Genomic DNA, 17,046 nt, shown 5'->3' on the forward strand with positions numbered 1-17,046 from the left:
GGCGACCGTCGGATTCGGCCCCGGGAGCGTCAGCGCCTTTCGGAACAGTCACGCTCATGCACCCCCTCTTGCCCCAGCGCTGCGCGACGGCTGATCTGCACGAGCGCGGAGGCGGCGGAGCGGGCAGTCGCCGCATCTCCCGCCGCAATGGCCTCTACGAGGGTGGTGTGCCAGTGGTCGTGTTCGGCGGCGATATCCCTGCCCCAGGTCAGCCCGGCGACCGCTGCGGCCAGCGCGCTCCCCAAGTGCTTGTAGACCTCGGCAAGCAACCCGTTCCCGCCGGCTTCCACCACCGCCAGGTGGAATGAGCCATCGAGGTCAGCCAACGCGGTCATCTCACCGGCACAGTTGGTCTCCTGCGCCTTGTGCAGCAGCTCCCGCAATCGCTTCACGTCTGCGCTCGTCCGACGCCGCGCGGCCAGCCCCGCAGCATGCTCCTCCAATACCGCGCGCAGCTCGAAGACATCGGACAGGTGTGCCGTTGCCGCCCTGCGCACCAGCACTGCCTCCAACTCGCTGGCGACCCGGACGTAGGTGCCGTCTCCGGCACGGGCTTCCAGCAGGCCCAGATGCACCAAAGCGCGCAAGGCCTCTCGCACGGTGTTGCGACTGATCCCGAGAATCGCGACCAACTCGTGTTCGGGAGGTATGCGACTACCGACCGGCCAGCGGCCGGAGGCGATCTGCTCCCGTAGTTGATCAGCGGCCTGGGCGGACAGGGTCGCGGCACGGCGCGGCTCTCTCAACCCCTCCATGCAAACCTCCAAATGTTGGACAGCTGTAGATAAACACATGACGCCTCCCATGCGGCAGGGTGACCTACGTCACATCACGCGATGTGCGGCCGACGTACACCTCTCGGTGCCCAGCCAGGCACACGGGAACGTGCCCACGCGGCCGGGGCGGCGGCATCGCCGGCCCCTCGCAGGGGTCCGGCGCCGCAACGGGGTTCATGAACACATGCCCGATGAATCGAACCTCTTGTCAGGCCTGTGGCCGCTCGCGCCGTCCGGTACGACGGACTGACTGCTGGAGCCCTGCGGCGATAGCCTGTTCACGCCGCCCGCGATGGCTGATACGGCCTGGGTGCAGAACGCCATGTACGAGCAAGAACAGCAGCCCGGCCGGGGCACGCCGGGGCGGCGGTGGTTGTCACATGCGTGGGCCGGGCGGTGTCTTCATGCCGAACAGCCCCACAAGGGGCGCATAGCAAGGAGAGACAGCATGACGCTGCGCCTGCCGAAGGCCGAGCTCCCCATCGAGCTCAAGGAGAACACGATCAAGCAGCTGGGCGTCGTGCCCGAGAACGTCGAGGTGCTGTGGCAGAGCCCCCGAGCAACCCAGGACAACCTGGAGTTCGGAGCCAGGGTGGGGGCGTGGGACGCGGTCGGCCCGGGCCTGAAGCCGTTCGCGCACATGGCCGTCACGTCGCAGGTCGGCTGCAGTCGGTGCCTGGACGTCGGCTATTTCCACGTCGCGGCTGATCTGAACGTCGGCCCGAGACGCTGCGGACCTGGATGCGTGTGCCGGCGGTCGTCCAGTCGCCGCCGGCGCGTCGCAGGACACCGAGCCTCGATCAAACCCGGAACGGTTCAGTGGTCGCAGTGCTCCCTGGCTGGTTCGGAGTGCTGGCCGATACCGAGATCCGGATGCTGCGGGAACGGTTCGGGGGTTGGGGGCGGATGACGGTGGGCCAGACGCCGGCGAAGGGCGGCACCCCGCCGAGGGGATGCCGCCCCTGAGTTGCGCCGGTTCCGCTCAGGCGGCGCGGCGGGTCTTGCGGCGGCGTACTACGACGGCGGTGCCGCCACCAGCGGCGATCAGCGCGGCGGATACACCAGTGATCGCCGCGGTGTTGATGCTGATCGACGCCCCCATCGGCGCGGACAACGCCTTCGTCGTCATCAAATCCGACGAAGACGCCTCGCCGGCGCGCTTGACGCAAGTCTGATTCTCCGTCGGCAGTTTGCCGGTGGCCAGGTACCTGTTGACCTCGTCGTCCACGCAGGCGTTGCCGTAGCGGCCGAAGAGGGCGTGCCGGTTGGCACCCTTGAGGGTGAGCAGCTTGGAGCCGGGCAGTTGCTCGTGCAGGGTCACGCTGCTCTTGTAGGTGGTGCGGGGGTCGCCGGTGGCTGCCACGATCAGTACCAGGGCGTCGCGGCGCACCTGGGTGGGTTCCTCGCGGGGCCGGTCCCAGAAGGCGCAGGGGCCGATGTTGTTGGTCATTGGTCCGAACACCGGGTGCGCGGCCCGGCTGCGTTCGATGTCGCGCCAGTAGACCTCGGGGTCGCGCGGGGCGGCCACGTCCCCGCAGAGGACCGCGGCCTGGACTCCCGACGGTTCGGTCGCGCCGTGCAGTAGGTACCGGAGCGTCGCGGCGAACTCCGGCGAGAGCGGCGTCGGCGCCGTGCCCCGTGCGGCCCTACTCAGCACGGCCAGCTGCTCGGCGAGGAACGCCCGGGTCGGGTCGGTGTCGTCCCCGATGCCGGAGTAGAGGAGGACCGGCGCCTGGGTGTCGTCGATCCGGAAGGTGTCCGGGCCGGTGCCGACGGTCAGCGGGCCGCCGGCGGACGCCTTGAGGACGCGGTCGACGGTGGTGAGCACTTGGGCGCGGGTGCGGCCGAGGCCGTATTCGGCGTCGTGGTCCGCCGCCCACGCGGCCCAGGCGGACAGCGCCTTCTCGCTCGCGCGCTCGGTGCCCTTCGTCAGGCGGGGGCCGTAGTCGGCGGGGGCGACCGCGCCGTCGAGCACGACGCGGTCGTAGCGGCCGGGGAACATCTGGGTGTAAACCGTGCCCAAGTAGGTGCCGTACGAGTAACCGAGGTAGGAGATCTTCCGCTCGCCGAGCGCTCCGCGGACGACATCCATGTCACGGGCCGTGTTGCGGGTACTGATGTACGGCAGCACGGAGGCGTCATGGGTGCGGCACTTCTTGGCAAGGCTCTTCTGGAGGGCGACCTGGCGCTCGAAGCTCGCCCGGCTGGTGCCGGCCGAGAACCAGGACGTGCCGACGGGCCAGCCGCAGTCCAGCGGGGTGCTGCGGCCGACGAAGCGCGGGTCAAAGCCGACGATGTCGTAGCGCGCGCCGACGTCCTTCATCGCCTTGCGGACGTCCGGCGGCGACTGCACGGAAGGTCCTCCTGGCCCGCCGTTGTTCAGCAGGATCGATCCGATGCGGTGGCGGGTGTCAGTGGCCTTGAGCCTGGATATCGCGAGGGTGATCGTGCGCCCTGCGGGGTGGGCGTAGTCGAGCGGCACGGTGACGTCCGCGCACTGCACACCGGCCTTGTCCAGATCGCGGCCCGTCGTGTCGACGGGGCCCGTGACGCAGCTGCCCCAGCCGAGGTGTTGCCGGTAGTACTGGTGGAGCCCGGCTCCGGTGCCGTTCTTGGCGGGGGCCTCCGAAGCTGAGGCCAGGGCGGGGGAAGTGATGAAGCAGGCGGCGAGGGTGAGGCTCGCGGCGGAGGCGCGCCGCGCGGTGGGGCTGAGGACGGTCACAGGTCTCCTTGGGTTGGCGGGTACGGTCGGTGGCGCGGAACGCGATGTCCAGGGCGGCGCGGAAGTCGGCTTCGGCTCGGTACCAGGCACCTCGTTGCTGTGGACCTGGAAGTCCGGTGAGGATCTTGTTCTGACTGCCTGACTCAACCGCTTCGCCCCTGAATATCGATCGGGGCAAACCTGCCTGGGCCGGGCGCGATTTCAAGATTTCCAGTGGGCTTCCAGGGTGTTTCTGACGGCTCTTGAAACATCGGGTGGCTGTCACGGGTGCGCACGCTCAACCATGCGAGGCCACGCCGGACAGATGAGGTGCTCACGGGTCACCCGAGCCGTTCGGTCAGTCCGCCATCATGACCCGGTCGGGTTCCGGGGCAGGTGCGTTCGCACGGTGCTGCGGGTGGCCGCCCTTGGTGGGCCGTGGGCGGACCGGCCACCAGATGCTCCGTCCGAGGAGTGCGGCAAGGGCGGGGACCAGCACCAGCGAGAGGACGAGCGCGGAGAGCAGGATTCCGAGCGTCATTGCGAAGGCGGTCTGCTCGTTGCCCGGGGTCGTGGCGAGGGTGGCGAAGGAGCCGGCAAGGACCAGACCTGCGGTCGCGATGGCCGGTGTCGTGTGCTGCACCGCGCGGGCCACGGCGGCGCGGGCCGGGCCCGGTCGCTGCATTTCCTCCCGGATCCGGTCGCTGATCAGGATGTTGTAGTCGGTGCCCAGTGCCACGACGAACAGAAACAGCACGAGCGGGAGGGAGAAGTTGACGCCCGGCTTGCCGAGGACGTGCTGGAAGAGCAGGGTGGCGGCGCCGAGGGTGGCGGCGAAGCCGAGCCCGACGGAGAGCATCAGGATCAACGGTGCGAGCAGGCTGCGCAGGAGCAGCAGGAGGATCAGCGCGATCAGTGCGGCCGCGACCGGGAACACGATCTTCAGGTCGTGGTCGACGGCGGTGGAGATGTCGGCGTAGATCGCCGCCGTTCCGCCCACGTGTGCCGTCGTTCCGGCGGGTGTGTGCTGGGCGACCGCTGCCCGCACGGGTCCGGAGGCCAGGTCGCGGGCCTGCTGACTCTGCGGGTCCGCGGTCGGGTAGAGGTCGATCCGAGCGGCGCGGTGGTCCTTGTTCAGGACGGTCCGTGCGACCTGGCCCACGCCCTTGACCTGGGTGAGAGCACGGGAGAGGCCGTCGAGCCGGCCTGCGGTGAGGGTGCCGCCGTCCGTGGCGGTGACGAAGACGCTCGTCGGGTCCGACACTCCGGCCGGCAGCGCACGGGATATCTCGGTCGCGGTGGCCGCCGCAGGGGTCTTGGCAGCGGCGTTGCCCTGGCCGTAGTCCATGCGGATCCCGATCAGCCCGGCGGCCAGCGCGGCAAGCAGGGCGACGGAGGCGAACGTCATCGTCATCGGTCGTCGTGCGACCCGCGCCCCGAAGCGGGCGGCACGGCCCTCATCGGGCTCGTGGCCAAGGGCCTTGGAGGGCCAGAACATCTTGCGCCCGGCGGCCGCGAGCAGCGCCGGCAGCAGGGTGAGGCTGCCGAGCAGCATCACCAGGACCGCGACGGCGATGGCGGGGCCCAGCGAGCGGAACTGGCCGAAGGTCGCCACGCCCAGCGTGGCGAACCCGGCCACGATGGTCAGCGCCGCCGAGGTGATCGCGGTGCCCACCCGTCCCGAGACCTGCCCGGCCGCCTCGCGGGCGGACTGCTCCGGCCGGGCGCGCAGTTGCTCGCGGAAGCGGAACAGCAGGAACAGCAGGTAGTCGATGCCGATGCCGAGCAGGACCACGCTGATCAGATCAGGGGTGCCCGCGTCGAGCTTGCGCCCGGTGAGTATCGCGGCACCCGCGACGGCTCCCCCCGCCACGCCGATGATCATGGCGACCGCGACCAGCGGCAGCAGGGCCGCCAGCACGCTGCGGAACACCGACACGTTGATCAGCAGGATGAGCCCCATGAGGAGGGCGCCCCCGACCTTCGCGGCGGTCTCGTGGGAATCGGTGGTGTCGACGGTGTCGGCGAGACTTCCGGTGAAGCCGGTGCGCATCCCCGCCTCGGAGAACTGCGTCCGGGCTGCGTCCCGGAAGGCCCGGTAGACGCCCTGGACCCCCTTGTCCGTACGGTTCCCGATCAGCTCGACGGAGAGCAGTTCGAAACTCCGGTCGGGTGCCACCGTCGCCGGGGCGATCCGGGGTGTCTGGGAGCGGTCCGGGACCAGGAATTTCGGTCTGTCGTCCTCCCTGGGCATGATCACCCGGCGCTGCGCCAGCTTCGCCGCCTCGGCCTCGACCCGCTTCTGGTCGGCGGCGCCGAGAGCCTTGCCGTCGGACCGGGCGACCAGCATCGTCACGGTGGTGGCGTCGGGGTTCACCCCGAACTGTTCCTCGGCGATCTCCAGAGCGGCGGCCGAGTCGTAGCTCCTGGGCAGGAAATCCCCGGTCTGGTTCTGGGTGACGCGGCCGATCAGTGTCGGGGCCAGGGCGCTCAGCACGACACCCAGCACCGCCCAGAGGGCGATGACTTTCCACGGGTGTCTGGTGGAGTATCCGGTCAGGGCGCGGATCACGATGTCCTCCGGCGGACGGACTTGCATGCGGACGTCTGCCGGGGGCTCCCGGCCGGTATCCAGACCATCACCCCGAGGGGCCGGGAAGCGTCCTGGCAGCGGATGATCCGGGCCGGGGCCCTGGGTCCTGCCCCGGCCCGGGACCAGGACCCAGGTCCTGGTCCCCATCCCGGTCGCGGGCCGCGAGCTGCCGCCGACGGTGCTGCCACCAGTGCTGCATCTGCTGTGCAACTCTGTACCGGAGGCCGTAAGGCCGGACACAGGGAGAACAGACATGCGCAGGCGCCGACACGTCGGGCCCGGCGATGCCCGGGAGCCGCTGCACATCGACAGCGCCGGGCCGCCGTGGTCCCGCAACGACGCGCTCGTGACCGGCGGGGCCTGCGCGATGAACCTGCTCAGCTACGTGTTCTTCGACGACCCCGACGGCCGATACGCCGTGAGCGTGGCCGGGTTCCTCCTCGTCGCGCTGGCAGCCCTGCCGCTGCTCGTCCGGCGCAGCCACCCGGTGGTGGCGCTCGCTGCCGTACTGGCACTCGATACGACAGCCACCCTGACCGCGCCGCTGCCCAGACACTTCGGTGCCGTCCTGCTGGTCGCCCTGTACTCGGTCGCCAGGGCCTGCACCGGCCCGGTGACAGCGGTCGCGGCCGTCGCGACGGTGTCGCTGACGTTGCTGAGCCAGAGCCACGGCCGGATTCCGCCCTGGCAGGACGCCGCTGTCACGCCCCTCTCCGCCCTGATCGTCGTCGGCACCGCCATGGCGGTCAACCGCTGGCAGCGGGAGGTGGCGGCGAACCGCAGACTCCTCGCCGACCGTGCGGTGGCCGACGAACGCCGCCGCATCGCACGGGAGCTGCACGACATCGTGGCCCATCACATCACCACCATGCAGCTGATGGCCGGCGGAGCCCGGGCCAACCTCGCCCGACCGGAGGTGGTCCGGGACGCCCTGGTCACTCTGGAATCCTCCGGGCGGCTCGCCCTGCGCGAGATGCGCCAGCTCCTCGATGTGCTGCGGGCCGGTGACGAACCGGAGTCCGCGCCGTCGCAGCCCCAGCCGGGCGTCGACGACCTCGACCGTCTGGTGGCCGAATCCCGCCTTGCCGGACTGCCGACCGAGTTCAGCGTCCACGGGCCCCAGCGCCCGCTGCCGCCGACCGTCGGCCTCACGGTGTTCAGGATCACCCAGGAAGCCCTTACCAACGCCCGCAAGTACGCGGGGCCCGCCCGCGCGTCCGTACGGCTGACGTATCGCCAGGATCGGGTCACCGTCGAAGTGCGGGACGACGGTGGGAGCACACCGCCGCAGGAGGGGGCGACATCGGTGGGCTCGGGCGGTTACGGCCTGATCGGCATGCGCGAGCGCGTCGCCCTGCACGGCGGCACCCTCGCCGTCGGCCCGCAGGCCGACGGTGGGTTCGCAGTGGTGGCCGACCTGCCGCTGACCACGGACGAGGCGGCCGAAGCAGCCGTCCAGCACGAGGGGGCACACCGATGACCGGGACCCGGCCGAACACACCGAGGATCAGAGTGCTGATCGCGGACGACCAGCCGCTGGTCCGGCGCGGCCTGTCGCTGATCCTCTCCCCCGACCCGTCCTTCGAGGTCGTGGGAGAGGCCGAGGACGGCGCGCAGGCTGTCGCCCTCGCCCGCCGGCTGCGCCCCGACGTCGTGGTGATGGACATCCGGATGCCCGTCCTCGACGGTGTCGGCGCGACCGGGGAACTCACCGCCACCGTGCCCGGCTGCCGGGTCCTGGCCCTCAGCACCTTCGACATGGACGAGTACGTCGTGGGTGCCCTGCGCGCCGGAGCCTGCGGGTTCCTGCCCAAGGACAGCTCGCCGGAGGACCTGAGCGCGGCGATCCGCACCGTCCACGCAGGCGAGGCCGTCGTCGCGCCGCGTCTGCTCACCCGGCTGATCTCCACCTACGTACGGGCCCCTCACGGCGCGTCGCAGCCACTCCCCACCGACCTGGGCGAACTCACACCCCGGGAGGTCGAGGTGTGGCGTCTGATGGCCACCGGTCTCGACAACGCCGAGATCGCCCACGACCTGCACATCAGCGTCTCCACGGTCAAGAACTACATCACCAGCATCTTCGGCAAGCTCGACGTCCGTGACCGCGCCCAGGCGGTCATCGCGGCCTACGAATCGGGGCTGGTCACCGCCCGCGCGGCAACCGGCAACCCGCGCGGCGACGGAAACACCCCATAGCCGGGCCGACCGGTGCGCTCACTGCTTGCACAGGGTGGTGTCGAGGAGGGCCGGGCCATCGGCAGGGCCTCCCGAAACTCCTACGCGGCCGACTTCTCCCGCCGCGAGGGCGGGTAACTCCCCAAGTTCCCATGGCCGGGCCTGCCCCGGGGTGGGGAGGCGTCCAGAGCGTGGGCTGCCCCGGACGCTGGTTCAGCGGCACAGGCAGGCCCGGTCAGGCCACCTGATGTCGCGTCGGCCCGCGACCCCGGGCACGACCAGGCCGCTTTCGTACGCGATCACCACCGCGTGGGTCCGGTTCTGCGCGCCGAGCTTGGTCAGCACCATCCCGACGTGGGTCTTCACCGTCTCCAGACTCACCGTGAGCGACTCCGCGATCTCCGGGTTGGACAGGCCGGTGGCCATCAAGCGCAGCACCTCCTCCCGGCCCGTCGGCGCAGCCTGCGGCAGCGCCTCGGCGGAGCCCAGCGGGCGGGCGGTGACCATCTGGCGCAGGCGAAGAGCGGCGGGGCCGCCGGCTCCGCGGGCGACCTCGGTGCGGAGCCTGACCCTGGAGAACGTCGACTCGATCGGGTTCGTGGTCCGCAGGCGGATCCAGTGTTCGGCCGGGAAGTCGTAGAACGCCAGCAGTCCTTCCTCGCATCGCTGCCACCGGTCTGCCACGCGTGCGCTGCTCCGCAGCCATCCCACCGAAGCGGCGGCCGGACGCCAGTAGCCGTTCCGACAGGGCAGGACGCCGGGCGCATCGTCCCGGTATCTTGCGCTGCTCGGTCGTCCCGGGCATGTCCAGCCCGGAGAAGTAGCAGTACTTCGTGCCGGGTTCGTCGGGGTGCATGAATAGGTCGTCACAGCTTCGTCGGCCTGGACCAACAGCGGTGCCTGATCTCCCTCCTAGGGTCGCACTGGAGGCCAGCAGGTGCTCCAGTGCGTCCTCGACGAGGAGACGAAAGCATGCAGACACTTTTGCGTGGCGGCCGTGTCATTGATCCGGGAACAGAGTTCGACGGCATCGCCGACGTCCTCGTGTCCGACGGCGTGGTCAGCGCCGTCGCCGCAGGGCTCGACGCGCCACCGGGATGCGCGGTCGTCGACGTCACGGGTTTGGTCGTCGGTCCGGGGTTCGTCGACCTGCACAGCCACGTGCACTCCATCGCGGGGCAGCGGCTGCAGGCCATGGACGGCGTGACGACGGCCCTCGACCTGGAAGCGGGCCTCATGCCCATCGGACGTGCGTACGCCGAGGCCGCCGCGGACGGACGCCCGCTGCACTACGGCTTCTCCGCCTCGTGGGGTGGTGCCCGGGCCCAGGTGCTCGCCGGCATCCAGCCCGACGCACAGATCGGGAGCGGCCTCGCGGTGCTGGGAAACCGTGCATGGCAGCGCTCCTCCACCGATCGTGAACTCGCCGAGTGGCTGGCCCTGATCGAGGGTGAGCTGAGCGCCGGAGCGCTCGGCATCGGAGTCCTCCTCGGGTACGCGCCCCACAGTGAGCCTGCCGAGTTCCTTGCTGTCGCCCGGCTTGCCGCGAAGGCCGGCGTGCCGACGTACACCCACGTACGCGAGCTGGTCGAGGTGGATCCCGGAACTCCCGCAGACGGCTCCGAGGAGATCGTCATCGCCGCGGCCGAGACCGGCGCGGCGATGCACCACTGCCACGTCAACAGCACTTCGGGCCACCACATCGACCGGGTACTCGCCGCGTTGCACGGTTCACGGCGGTCGGGATCTCGGGTGACGGTCGAGGCCTACCCGTACGGGGCCGGCAGCACGGCGATCGGAGCGGCCTTCCTCGACGCCGAACGCCTGCGGATGAAGGGCCTGTCCCCGTCCAGTGTCGTGATGCTCGAATCGGGGGAGCGCATCGCCGACGAGGGGCGCCTGCGGCAGTTGCGGAACAGCGACCCCGGGGCGCCCTGCATTCTGGAGTTCCTCGACGAGGGCAACCCGCGCGAGCTCGCGATGCTGCACCAGGCGATGGCCTTCCCGGACGCGATTGTCGCCAGTGACGCGATGCCCGTCTTCTGGCCCGACGGCAGCAACGACAGCACCGAGTGGCCACTGCCGCCCGGGGGAACGACGCACCCGCGCACCGCGGGAACGTTCACCAAGACGCTGCGCGTGATGGTGCGGGAGAGCGGTGCCTGGGACTGGCCGGAGGCGTTCCGGCGGTGTGCCCACCTGCCGGCGCGGGTCCTCGACGAGGTGGCGCCGGGCGCTCGGGCGAAAGGACACCTCGGGGTCGGCGCGGACGCCGACATCGTCGTACTCGACCCCGTGGCGATCACCGATTGCGCAACCTACTTCGGCCCCACGCGGCCGTCTGTGGGCGTACGGCACTTGTTTGTCGGTGGTGTCCCGGTGGTCAGTGCGGGGGAATTGCAGGTCGACGCGCTTCCCGGGCAGCCGCTGCGAGGTGAGCCGCGATGACGGCGACGCGCGCCGAGGTGGCGGTGGAGGCCCTCGTCGCGGACATCGAGACCCTGGTGCGGTGCGAGTCGCCGTCGTCCGATCACGAAGCCGTCGCCCGCAGCGCAGACGTCGTGGCGGCACTGGGGCGCAGGCTGCTGGACACGGACCCGGATCGCGTGGTGATCGACGGGTGCACGCACCTGAGGTGGCGGTTCGGCGAGGCGCCGCGTGTGCTGCTGCTCGGACACCACGACACGGTGTGGCCCACCGGATCGCTGGAGACACACCCGTATTCCGTCCGGGACGGAGTGCTGCGCGGGCCGGGCTGCTTCGACATGAAGGCGGGTGTCGTGATGGCGCTGCACGCCGCCGCTGCCGCCGGGAACCGGTCGGGTCTTTCGATCCTGGTCACCGGTGACGAGGAGACCGGCTCGCCGTCGTCGCGGCGGCTGATCGAGGAAGAGGCTCGCGGCTGCGACGCGGTGTTCGTGTTGGAGGCATCGGCAGGCGGCGGAGCGTTGAAGTGCCGCCGCAAAGGCGCCTCCCTGTACCGGATCGAAGTGGACGGCCGGGCCGCGCACGCCGGGCTCGAACCGGAGAAGGGGGTGAACGCCGGGGTGGAGGCGGCGCACCAGATCCTCGCAGTCGCGGCACTGGCCGACGCCGAGCGGGGCACGACCGTCGTGCCGACGGTCCTCTCCGCCGGCACCACGACCAACACGGTTCCCGCAGAAGCCAGCGTGGCGGTCGACGTACGTGTGTGGGACGAGGCGGAGCAGCGGCGGGTCGACCGGGCCGTGCGGGACCTCCGCCCCGTACTCGAGGGCTCGCGGATCCGCATCTCCGGTGGCATCAACCGCCCGCCGCTGCAGGCGGACGCGTCGTCGAGGCTGTTCGACCTCGCTGCAACGATCGCTGCCGAACTCGGCCTCGGAGCTCTTACCGCCGCCGCTGTCGGTGGCGCCTCGGACGGGAACTTCACCGCCGGCCTCGGGATCCCCACCCTCGACGGCCTCGGCGGTGTGGGCGGCGGTGCGCACGCGGACGACGAACACGTCGTCGTAGCCGAACTGCCGCGGCGCACCGCCCTGCTCACCGCCCTGATCGACGCCGTGCTGGCGAAGTGAACTCTGTGCGTGACGACGAACGCGGCGGACAACCCTGGTGCGGCACTACGGTGACCCGCCCGGTAAGCCCGGAAAGGAAAGCACCGTGAGAGATCTTGCGACATATGAGTCAGGTCTGGTTTCCCCGGCCGTGAGCGCAGCCGCACTGGCCGCCGCGACCGCTGCTGCCGCCGCCTCACGTGTGGAGATCCGGGACCTGACCGAGGTGTCCGACCTGACCGAGGTCTGCCGGCTCTTCGCATCGATCTGGCAGCCGGGCACCGGTGCCCAACCGGTGACGACAGAGCTGTTGCGGGCGATGGCCGCGGCGGGGAACTATGTCGCGGGCGCGTACGACGGGGAGGAGCTGCTGGGAGCCTGCCTCGGCTTCTTCGGCAGCCCGGCCACGGCGAGCCTGCACAGCCACATCGCCGGCGTGGCGCCGCGAGGGCTCGGGAGGGGGATCGGATTCGCCCTCAAACTGCACCAGCGCGCCTGGGCGTTGCGCCAGGGCGTCTCGCTGGTCACCTGGACGTTCGATCCCCTGGTGCGGCGGAACGCGTATTTCAACCTGGCCAAACTCGGCGCCGGCCCGGCGCGCTACCTGCCCGACTTCTACGGGCCGATGCGCGACGGCATCAACGGCGCGGGTGACACCGACCGGCTGATGGTCCGTTGGAAGCTTTCCGGCCCGGCGGCGTCCGCCGCTTCGCTCGGTGAGCCTGCCCGAGTCGAAGTAGCCGCGCTGCGAGAGCGCGGTGCGGCCTCTGCCCTGTCGGTCGCACCTGACGGGGGACCGCTGACCGCAGTGGCCGACGGGCCGGTCGTACTGGTCGCCGTGCCGCCCGACATCGAGACACTCCGGCGCACGGACCCGGATCAGGGCCAAGCGTGGCGCGTCGCGCTGCGGGAGGTGTTGGGAGGCCTGATGGCGGAGGAAGCCAGGGTCATCGGATTCGATCGTGCCGGCTGGTACGTGGTCTCGAGGGAGAAGTCGTCATGAAGCCCAATGGTGTGGAACTTCTGCGTGTCCAGATGCCTTTGGTGGCACCGTTCCGGACGTCGTTCGGTACGCAGAGCGTACGGGAACTGCTGCTGATACGAGTCGTGACACCGAACGGCGAGGGTTGGGGCGAGTGCGTCACGATGGGAGAGCCGCTCTACTCCTCGGAGTACGTCGACGGGGCCGAGCACGTGCTGCGGAACTTCCTGGTGCCGGCCCTGATGGAGGGCGGGGTCACCGCGAGCCGAGTCGCGCCCCGCCTGGCCAGGTTCAAGGGTCACCGGATGGCGAAGGCCGCACTCGAAATGGCCGTGCTCGACGCTGAACTCCGAGCACACGACCTGTCCTTCGCCGCCGAGCTAGGATCCACCCGGGACTCCGTGCCCTGCGGGGTTTCGGTCGGCATCATGGACTCCGTCCCACAACTCCTGGACGTCGTAGGCGGCTATCTCGACGCCGGCTACGTGCGGATCAAGCTGAAGATCGAACCCGGTTGGGACATCGAGCCGGTGCGAGCGGTGAGGGAGCGCTTCGGCGACGATGTGCTGCTGCAGGTCGACGCCAACACGGCGTACACGCTGTCCGACGTGTCCCAGCTCGCCCGACTGGATCCCTTCGAGCTCCTCCTCATCGAGCAGCCGCTGGACGAGGAGGACCTCCTGGGCCACGCCGAGCTGGCCCGTCGCATCCGCACGCCGATCTGCCTCGACGAGTCGATCGTGTCCGCCCGTTCCGCTGCCGACGCGATCACGCTGGGTGCCTGTCGCATCGTGAACATCAAGCCCGGCCGGGTCGGTGGTTACCTGGAGGCACGGCGGGTGCACGACGTCTGCGCCGCCCACGGGATCCCCGTGTGGTGCGGTGGCATGATCGAGACCGGGCTTGGGCGGGCGGCCAACGTCGCGCTCGCCTCGCTGCCCGGGTTCACCCTGCCCGGCGACACCTCGGCGTCGGACCGGTTCTACCGGACCGACATCACGGAACCGTTCGTCCTGAAGGACGGACACCTGCCCGTGCCCCAGGGGCCGGGCCTCGGCGTCACCCCGATTCCCGACCTGCTGGCGGAGGTCACGACCTCGACGGTGTGGCTCGGTTCGTAGCACGCGACGAACTCGCCGTGCAATCTGGTCGGATCGGACCAACAGTTTCTGGTGCGGCCGGAGTTACCTTTGGGCGGTGCTGACACCGACGTCTGGCAAGCCACACACAAACCTGGCGCGCGTTCTCCAAGACCTGGGGGACGTGTTGCTGGAGTCGATAGCCGGCGGCGGGGGCACGCGCCGGCAACTGAGCGGCGTAGTCATCCACGACCCGCTCGACGAGGCGCAGTTCCCCGCCCAGGCCGTCGTCCTGGGGGTGGGCTTCCACGAACCGGACGACGTGGTCCGCCTCCTGTACGAACTCGGCCGCAAGGGCGCTGCGGCGCTCGTCGTCCGGTCACCCTTCACCGCGACCGTGGAAATCCGGCGGGCCGCCGACGAGTCCGGCGTCGCACTGCTCGGACTCGCCCGAGGCGCCTCGTGGGCGCAGGTCGCCGCCATGCTCCGCACCCTGCTCGTCGAGGGAGACATCGGCGACATCTCGCCGCAGACTCTGGGCGGCATGCCGTCGGGCGACCTGTTCGCGCTGGCCAACGCCGTGGCCGCGCTGTTGGACGCGCCGGTCACCATCGAGGACCGCAGCTCACGGGTGCTCGCCTTCTCCGGCCGCCAGGACGAGGCCGACCAGTCCCGAGTGGAGACGATCCTGGGCCGCCAGGTACCGGAACGGTTCACGCTTGGCCTGGCGCGCAACGGTGTCTTCGAGCGTCTCCATCGCGGCCATGCGCCCGTGTACGTCGATCCGCTCCACGACGAGACGATGACCGTTCCCCGGGTGGCGCTGGCGGTGCGGGCCGGCGACGAGATCCTCGGCTCGATCTGGGCGGCGGTGCCCGGGCCCCTGTCCGAAGAGCGGACGCAGGCGCTGATCGACGCCGGCAAGCTCGTCGCTCTCCACATGCTGCGTCTGCGTGCGGGCGCCGATGTCGAACGCCGCCTGCGTGCCGACCTGGTGAGCACCGCGCTCGAAGGCGGCGCGGGGGCACCGGAGGCGATTGCGCGGCTCGGGCTGGTGGGGCAGCCCGCGATCGTGCTGGCGCTGGGGCTGTTCGGTGGTTCGGACGCCGATCCGTCGACGGAGGACGGTCCGCGCCGGGTCGCGGATCGCCAGCGGGTCGCGGACGCGCTGGCCATGCACCTGAGTGCGGTCCAGGCGCGCTCGGCCGTAGCGCTGGTGGGCGACGTGGCCTACGGCATCGTGCCGATGCCGGGAGGCCAGGCGGACTGTCAGGAGCGGTCGATCCGCGTCGCGTCGACCTTCCTGGAGCGCACCGGGCAGCGCGTGGACGCGGCGATCGGCATCGGTCCGCCCGCACTCGACGGCTCCGGACTCAGCCGCTCGCGCGACGGCGCGGACCGGGCGCTGCGGGTGCTGCTCGCCAACGGGGGCAACCGGCGGGTGGCCACGGCCGAGGACGTCCACGTCGACGCGCTCATGCTGGACCTCGCCGATCTGGCCGCCGCGCGCGGGGACGTGGCGACCGGCCCCGTCGCCCGCCTGCTCGACTACGACGCCCGGCACCAGTCGCAACTCGTCCACACGCTGTCGTGCTGGCTGGATGCCTTCGGCGACGTGGCCGCCGCGTCCGCCGCGGCGTACGTGCACCAAAACACCTTCCGGTACCGACTGCGACGCGTCGCAGAGGTCGGTGAGATCAACCTCGACGACCCTGGCGAGCGGTTCGCGGCGATGCTGCAACTCCGGCTCCACACGCCCGGCTCCATGAGCAGAAGCCGGACGCCGCAACGAGTCAGCATTCGTCCGCACCGCCCGAACACCACCTGAAGGTTTGTGGAACTCCACGAATCCGCTGGGTCACCTGATGCCCAGGATGGGCCATCACCCCCGACGCAGCGGTACGGAGGCAGCCATGACCGCGGTGGTCACCGAGGACACCTGGACACCTGAGCGGGTCAACCGGACAGCAACGATCACGATGGTGGTCATGCTGTGCGCCTGGTCGATCGATTACATCGACCGGTTCTCCATCAGCATGGCCCTGCCGTCGATCGGAGAGGAGTTCCATCTCGGCAAGACCGCGCAGGGCTCGCTGGTCACCGTCTTCGCGCTGGTCTACATGATCTGCCAGATACCGGCCGGCTACCTGGCCGATCGGTATGGCTCCCGCAAACCGATGCTGATCACGCTCGTGCTGTGGTCGCTGTTCACCGCTTTGACCGGAATGGCCGGCACCTTCGGTCTGCTCCTGCTGTTCCGTGGCCTGTTCGGTGCTTGTCAGGGCGCCTTCCCGGCGGCGTCGTTCAAAGCCGTCGCGGAACGAACGACACCGCAGAGACGGGGAACCGCCACCAGCGTGATGTTGTCCGCCAGTGGGATAGCTGGCCTTGCACCCCTGCTCGTCGCCCCACTGCTGACAGCCATCGGCTGGAGGCACACCTTCCTCTGGATGGCGGGTTGTGGCGCGGCCATCAGCATCGGGCTGTGGGCGCTCCTGCCCAAGGCGTTGCCGGACCGGCTCAGCCGGCTCCCGCAAGCGACGGTGACGACGCCCGAAGTCTCGCGTGCGCAAGTGCTGAAGTCCCCGGCCGTGTGGAAGTTCGCAGTGCTGTTCTGCGCGATGAACATGCTCAGCTACGGCCTGGTCACCTGGGTGCCCAGCTATCTGCTCGAGGCCAGACACCTGTCGCTGAACGCGACCGGCGTGCTGTCCGCGATCCCGAGCCTGGTGGGCTTCGCGACGACCATCTTCGGCGGCTGGCTGTTCGACCGGTACTTCCATGACAAGGCCAGGTGGTACCTGGTGTCCATCGCGACGGTGACCGCGGTCCTGCTCGCCCTGATGGTGTCGGCGGGCAGCGCGGCGACATTCACGGTCTACGAGACGTTGGCCGTCGGAGTGTTCGGGATGGCGACGATGTGCGTCTTCGGCCTTCCGCTGCGGGTGCTTCCCACGGCGGTGGCCGGACTCGGTGCCGGGATGACGAACTTCGGCGGCCAGGTCGCCGGAGTCATCGCGCCGCTGGCGATGGGCTGGCTGGCGGACGCGTTCTCCTACACCGCGGCGTTCGGCTTCCTGATCGGCACCACGCTGCTCACCGGGGTGATCGCGTTCTGGGTCCCGCAGCGTGCCGAACAGTTCAACTTCCCGTCGACCGGCACCAAGTAGTCGGTCGGCGCACCAGCAAACAGATCCGGTC

At 70.2% G+C, this 17,046-nt stretch carries 12 protein-coding genes and 2 pseudogenes; 9 read left to right on the plus strand and 5 right to left on the minus strand.

Annotated features, from left to right (window positions below):
• Positions 1-29: 29 nt before the first annotated feature.
• Positions 30-755 carry a FadR/GntR family transcriptional regulator gene (locus ACFVT1_RS31160; protein WP_389801311.1) on the minus strand — a complete coding sequence of 242 codons (726 nt, stop codon included), beginning with the start codon at positions 753-755 and terminating at the stop codon, positions 30-32.
• A gap of 469 nt (positions 756-1,224) precedes the next feature.
• On the opposite strand from ACFVT1_RS31160, the gene ACFVT1_RS31165 reads away from it, so the two are divergent.
• Positions 1,225-1,686, plus strand: a complete 462-nt coding sequence (locus ACFVT1_RS31165; protein WP_389801314.1) for a hypothetical protein — start codon at positions 1,225-1,227, stop codon at positions 1,684-1,686.
• Between the two features lie 72 nt (positions 1,687-1,758).
• Here ACFVT1_RS31165 and ACFVT1_RS31170 read toward each other — a convergent pair whose 3' ends face one another.
• Together ACFVT1_RS31170 and ACFVT1_RS31175 are read right to left on the minus strand one after the other, a co-directional pair.
• Positions 1,759-3,498: an alpha/beta hydrolase gene (locus ACFVT1_RS31170; RefSeq protein ID WP_389801317.1), complete on the minus strand. Its 1,740-nt coding sequence runs from the start codon at positions 3,496-3,498 to the stop codon at positions 1,759-1,761.
• Positions 3,499-3,835: 337 nt separating this feature from the next.
• Positions 3,836-6,049 (minus strand): MMPL family transporter, encoded by a 2,214-nt coding sequence (locus ACFVT1_RS31175; RefSeq protein WP_389801320.1) that lies wholly within the window; start codon positions 6,047-6,049, stop codon positions 3,836-3,838.
• 274 nt (positions 6,050-6,323) lie between these two features.
• Here ACFVT1_RS31175 and ACFVT1_RS31180 point away from each other — a divergent pair, with 274 nt between their 5' ends.
• Positions 6,324-7,550, plus strand: a complete 1,227-nt coding sequence (locus tag ACFVT1_RS31180) for a sensor histidine kinase (RefSeq protein WP_389801323.1) — start codon at positions 6,324-6,326, stop codon at positions 7,548-7,550.
• Positions 7,547-8,269, plus strand: coding sequence for a response regulator (locus tag ACFVT1_RS31185; RefSeq protein WP_389801326.1), 723 nt, complete (start codon positions 7,547-7,549; stop codon positions 8,267-8,269). The genes ACFVT1_RS31180 and ACFVT1_RS31185 overlap by 4 nt, the downstream gene beginning before the upstream one ends.
• A 192-nt stretch (positions 8,270-8,461) precedes the next feature.
• On the opposite strand, the pseudogene ACFVT1_RS31190 reads toward ACFVT1_RS31185, so the two are convergent.
• Positions 8,462-8,764 (minus strand): annotated as a pseudogene (locus tag ACFVT1_RS31190) (response regulator transcription factor); the annotation flags it as partial.
• A gap of 18 nt (positions 8,765-8,782) precedes the next feature.
• A pseudogene (locus ACFVT1_RS31195) lies at positions 8,783-9,118 on the minus strand (transposase); the annotation flags it as partial.
• Between the two features lie 102 nt (positions 9,119-9,220).
• Here ACFVT1_RS31195 and ACFVT1_RS31200 point away from each other — a divergent pair.
• The 6 genes from ACFVT1_RS31200 (at position 9,221) to ACFVT1_RS31225 (ending at position 17,015) form a co-directional block, all read left to right on the plus strand.
• Entirely contained in the window at positions 9,221-10,696 is a 1,476-nt protein-coding gene (locus ACFVT1_RS31200) for an amidohydrolase family protein (RefSeq protein WP_389801329.1), read from the plus strand.
• Complete coding sequence (locus tag ACFVT1_RS31205) at positions 10,693-11,805, plus strand: M20 family metallopeptidase (RefSeq protein WP_389801331.1); 1,113 nt, start codon at positions 10,693-10,695, stop codon at positions 11,803-11,805. The genes ACFVT1_RS31200 and ACFVT1_RS31205 overlap by 4 nt, the downstream gene beginning before the upstream one ends.
• Before the next feature lie 130 nt (positions 11,806-11,935).
• Entirely contained in the window at positions 11,936-12,787 is an 852-nt protein-coding gene (locus ACFVT1_RS31210) for a GNAT family N-acetyltransferase (protein ID WP_389801334.1), read from the plus strand.
• Positions 12,784-13,887, plus strand: coding sequence for an o-succinylbenzoate synthase (gene menC / locus ACFVT1_RS31215; RefSeq protein WP_389801337.1), 1,104 nt, complete (start codon positions 12,784-12,786; stop codon positions 13,885-13,887). Before ACFVT1_RS31210 ends, menC begins: the two co-directional genes overlap by 4 nt.
• Before the next feature lie 142 nt (positions 13,888-14,029).
• Positions 14,030-15,673 (plus strand): helix-turn-helix domain-containing protein, encoded by a 1,644-nt coding sequence (locus ACFVT1_RS31220; RefSeq protein ID WP_389801339.1) that lies wholly within the window; start codon positions 14,030-14,032, stop codon positions 15,671-15,673.
• Between the two features lie 85 nt (positions 15,674-15,758).
• Positions 15,759-17,015: an MFS transporter gene (locus ACFVT1_RS31225; RefSeq protein WP_389801342.1), complete on the plus strand. Its 1,257-nt coding sequence runs from the start codon at positions 15,759-15,761 to the stop codon at positions 17,013-17,015.
• Positions 17,016-17,046 lie beyond the last annotated feature (31 nt).

The organism is Streptomyces sp. NPDC057963, assembly GCF_042887155.1.
Taxonomy (GTDB): domain Bacteria; phylum Actinomycetota; class Actinomycetes; order Streptomycetales; family Streptomycetaceae; genus Streptomyces.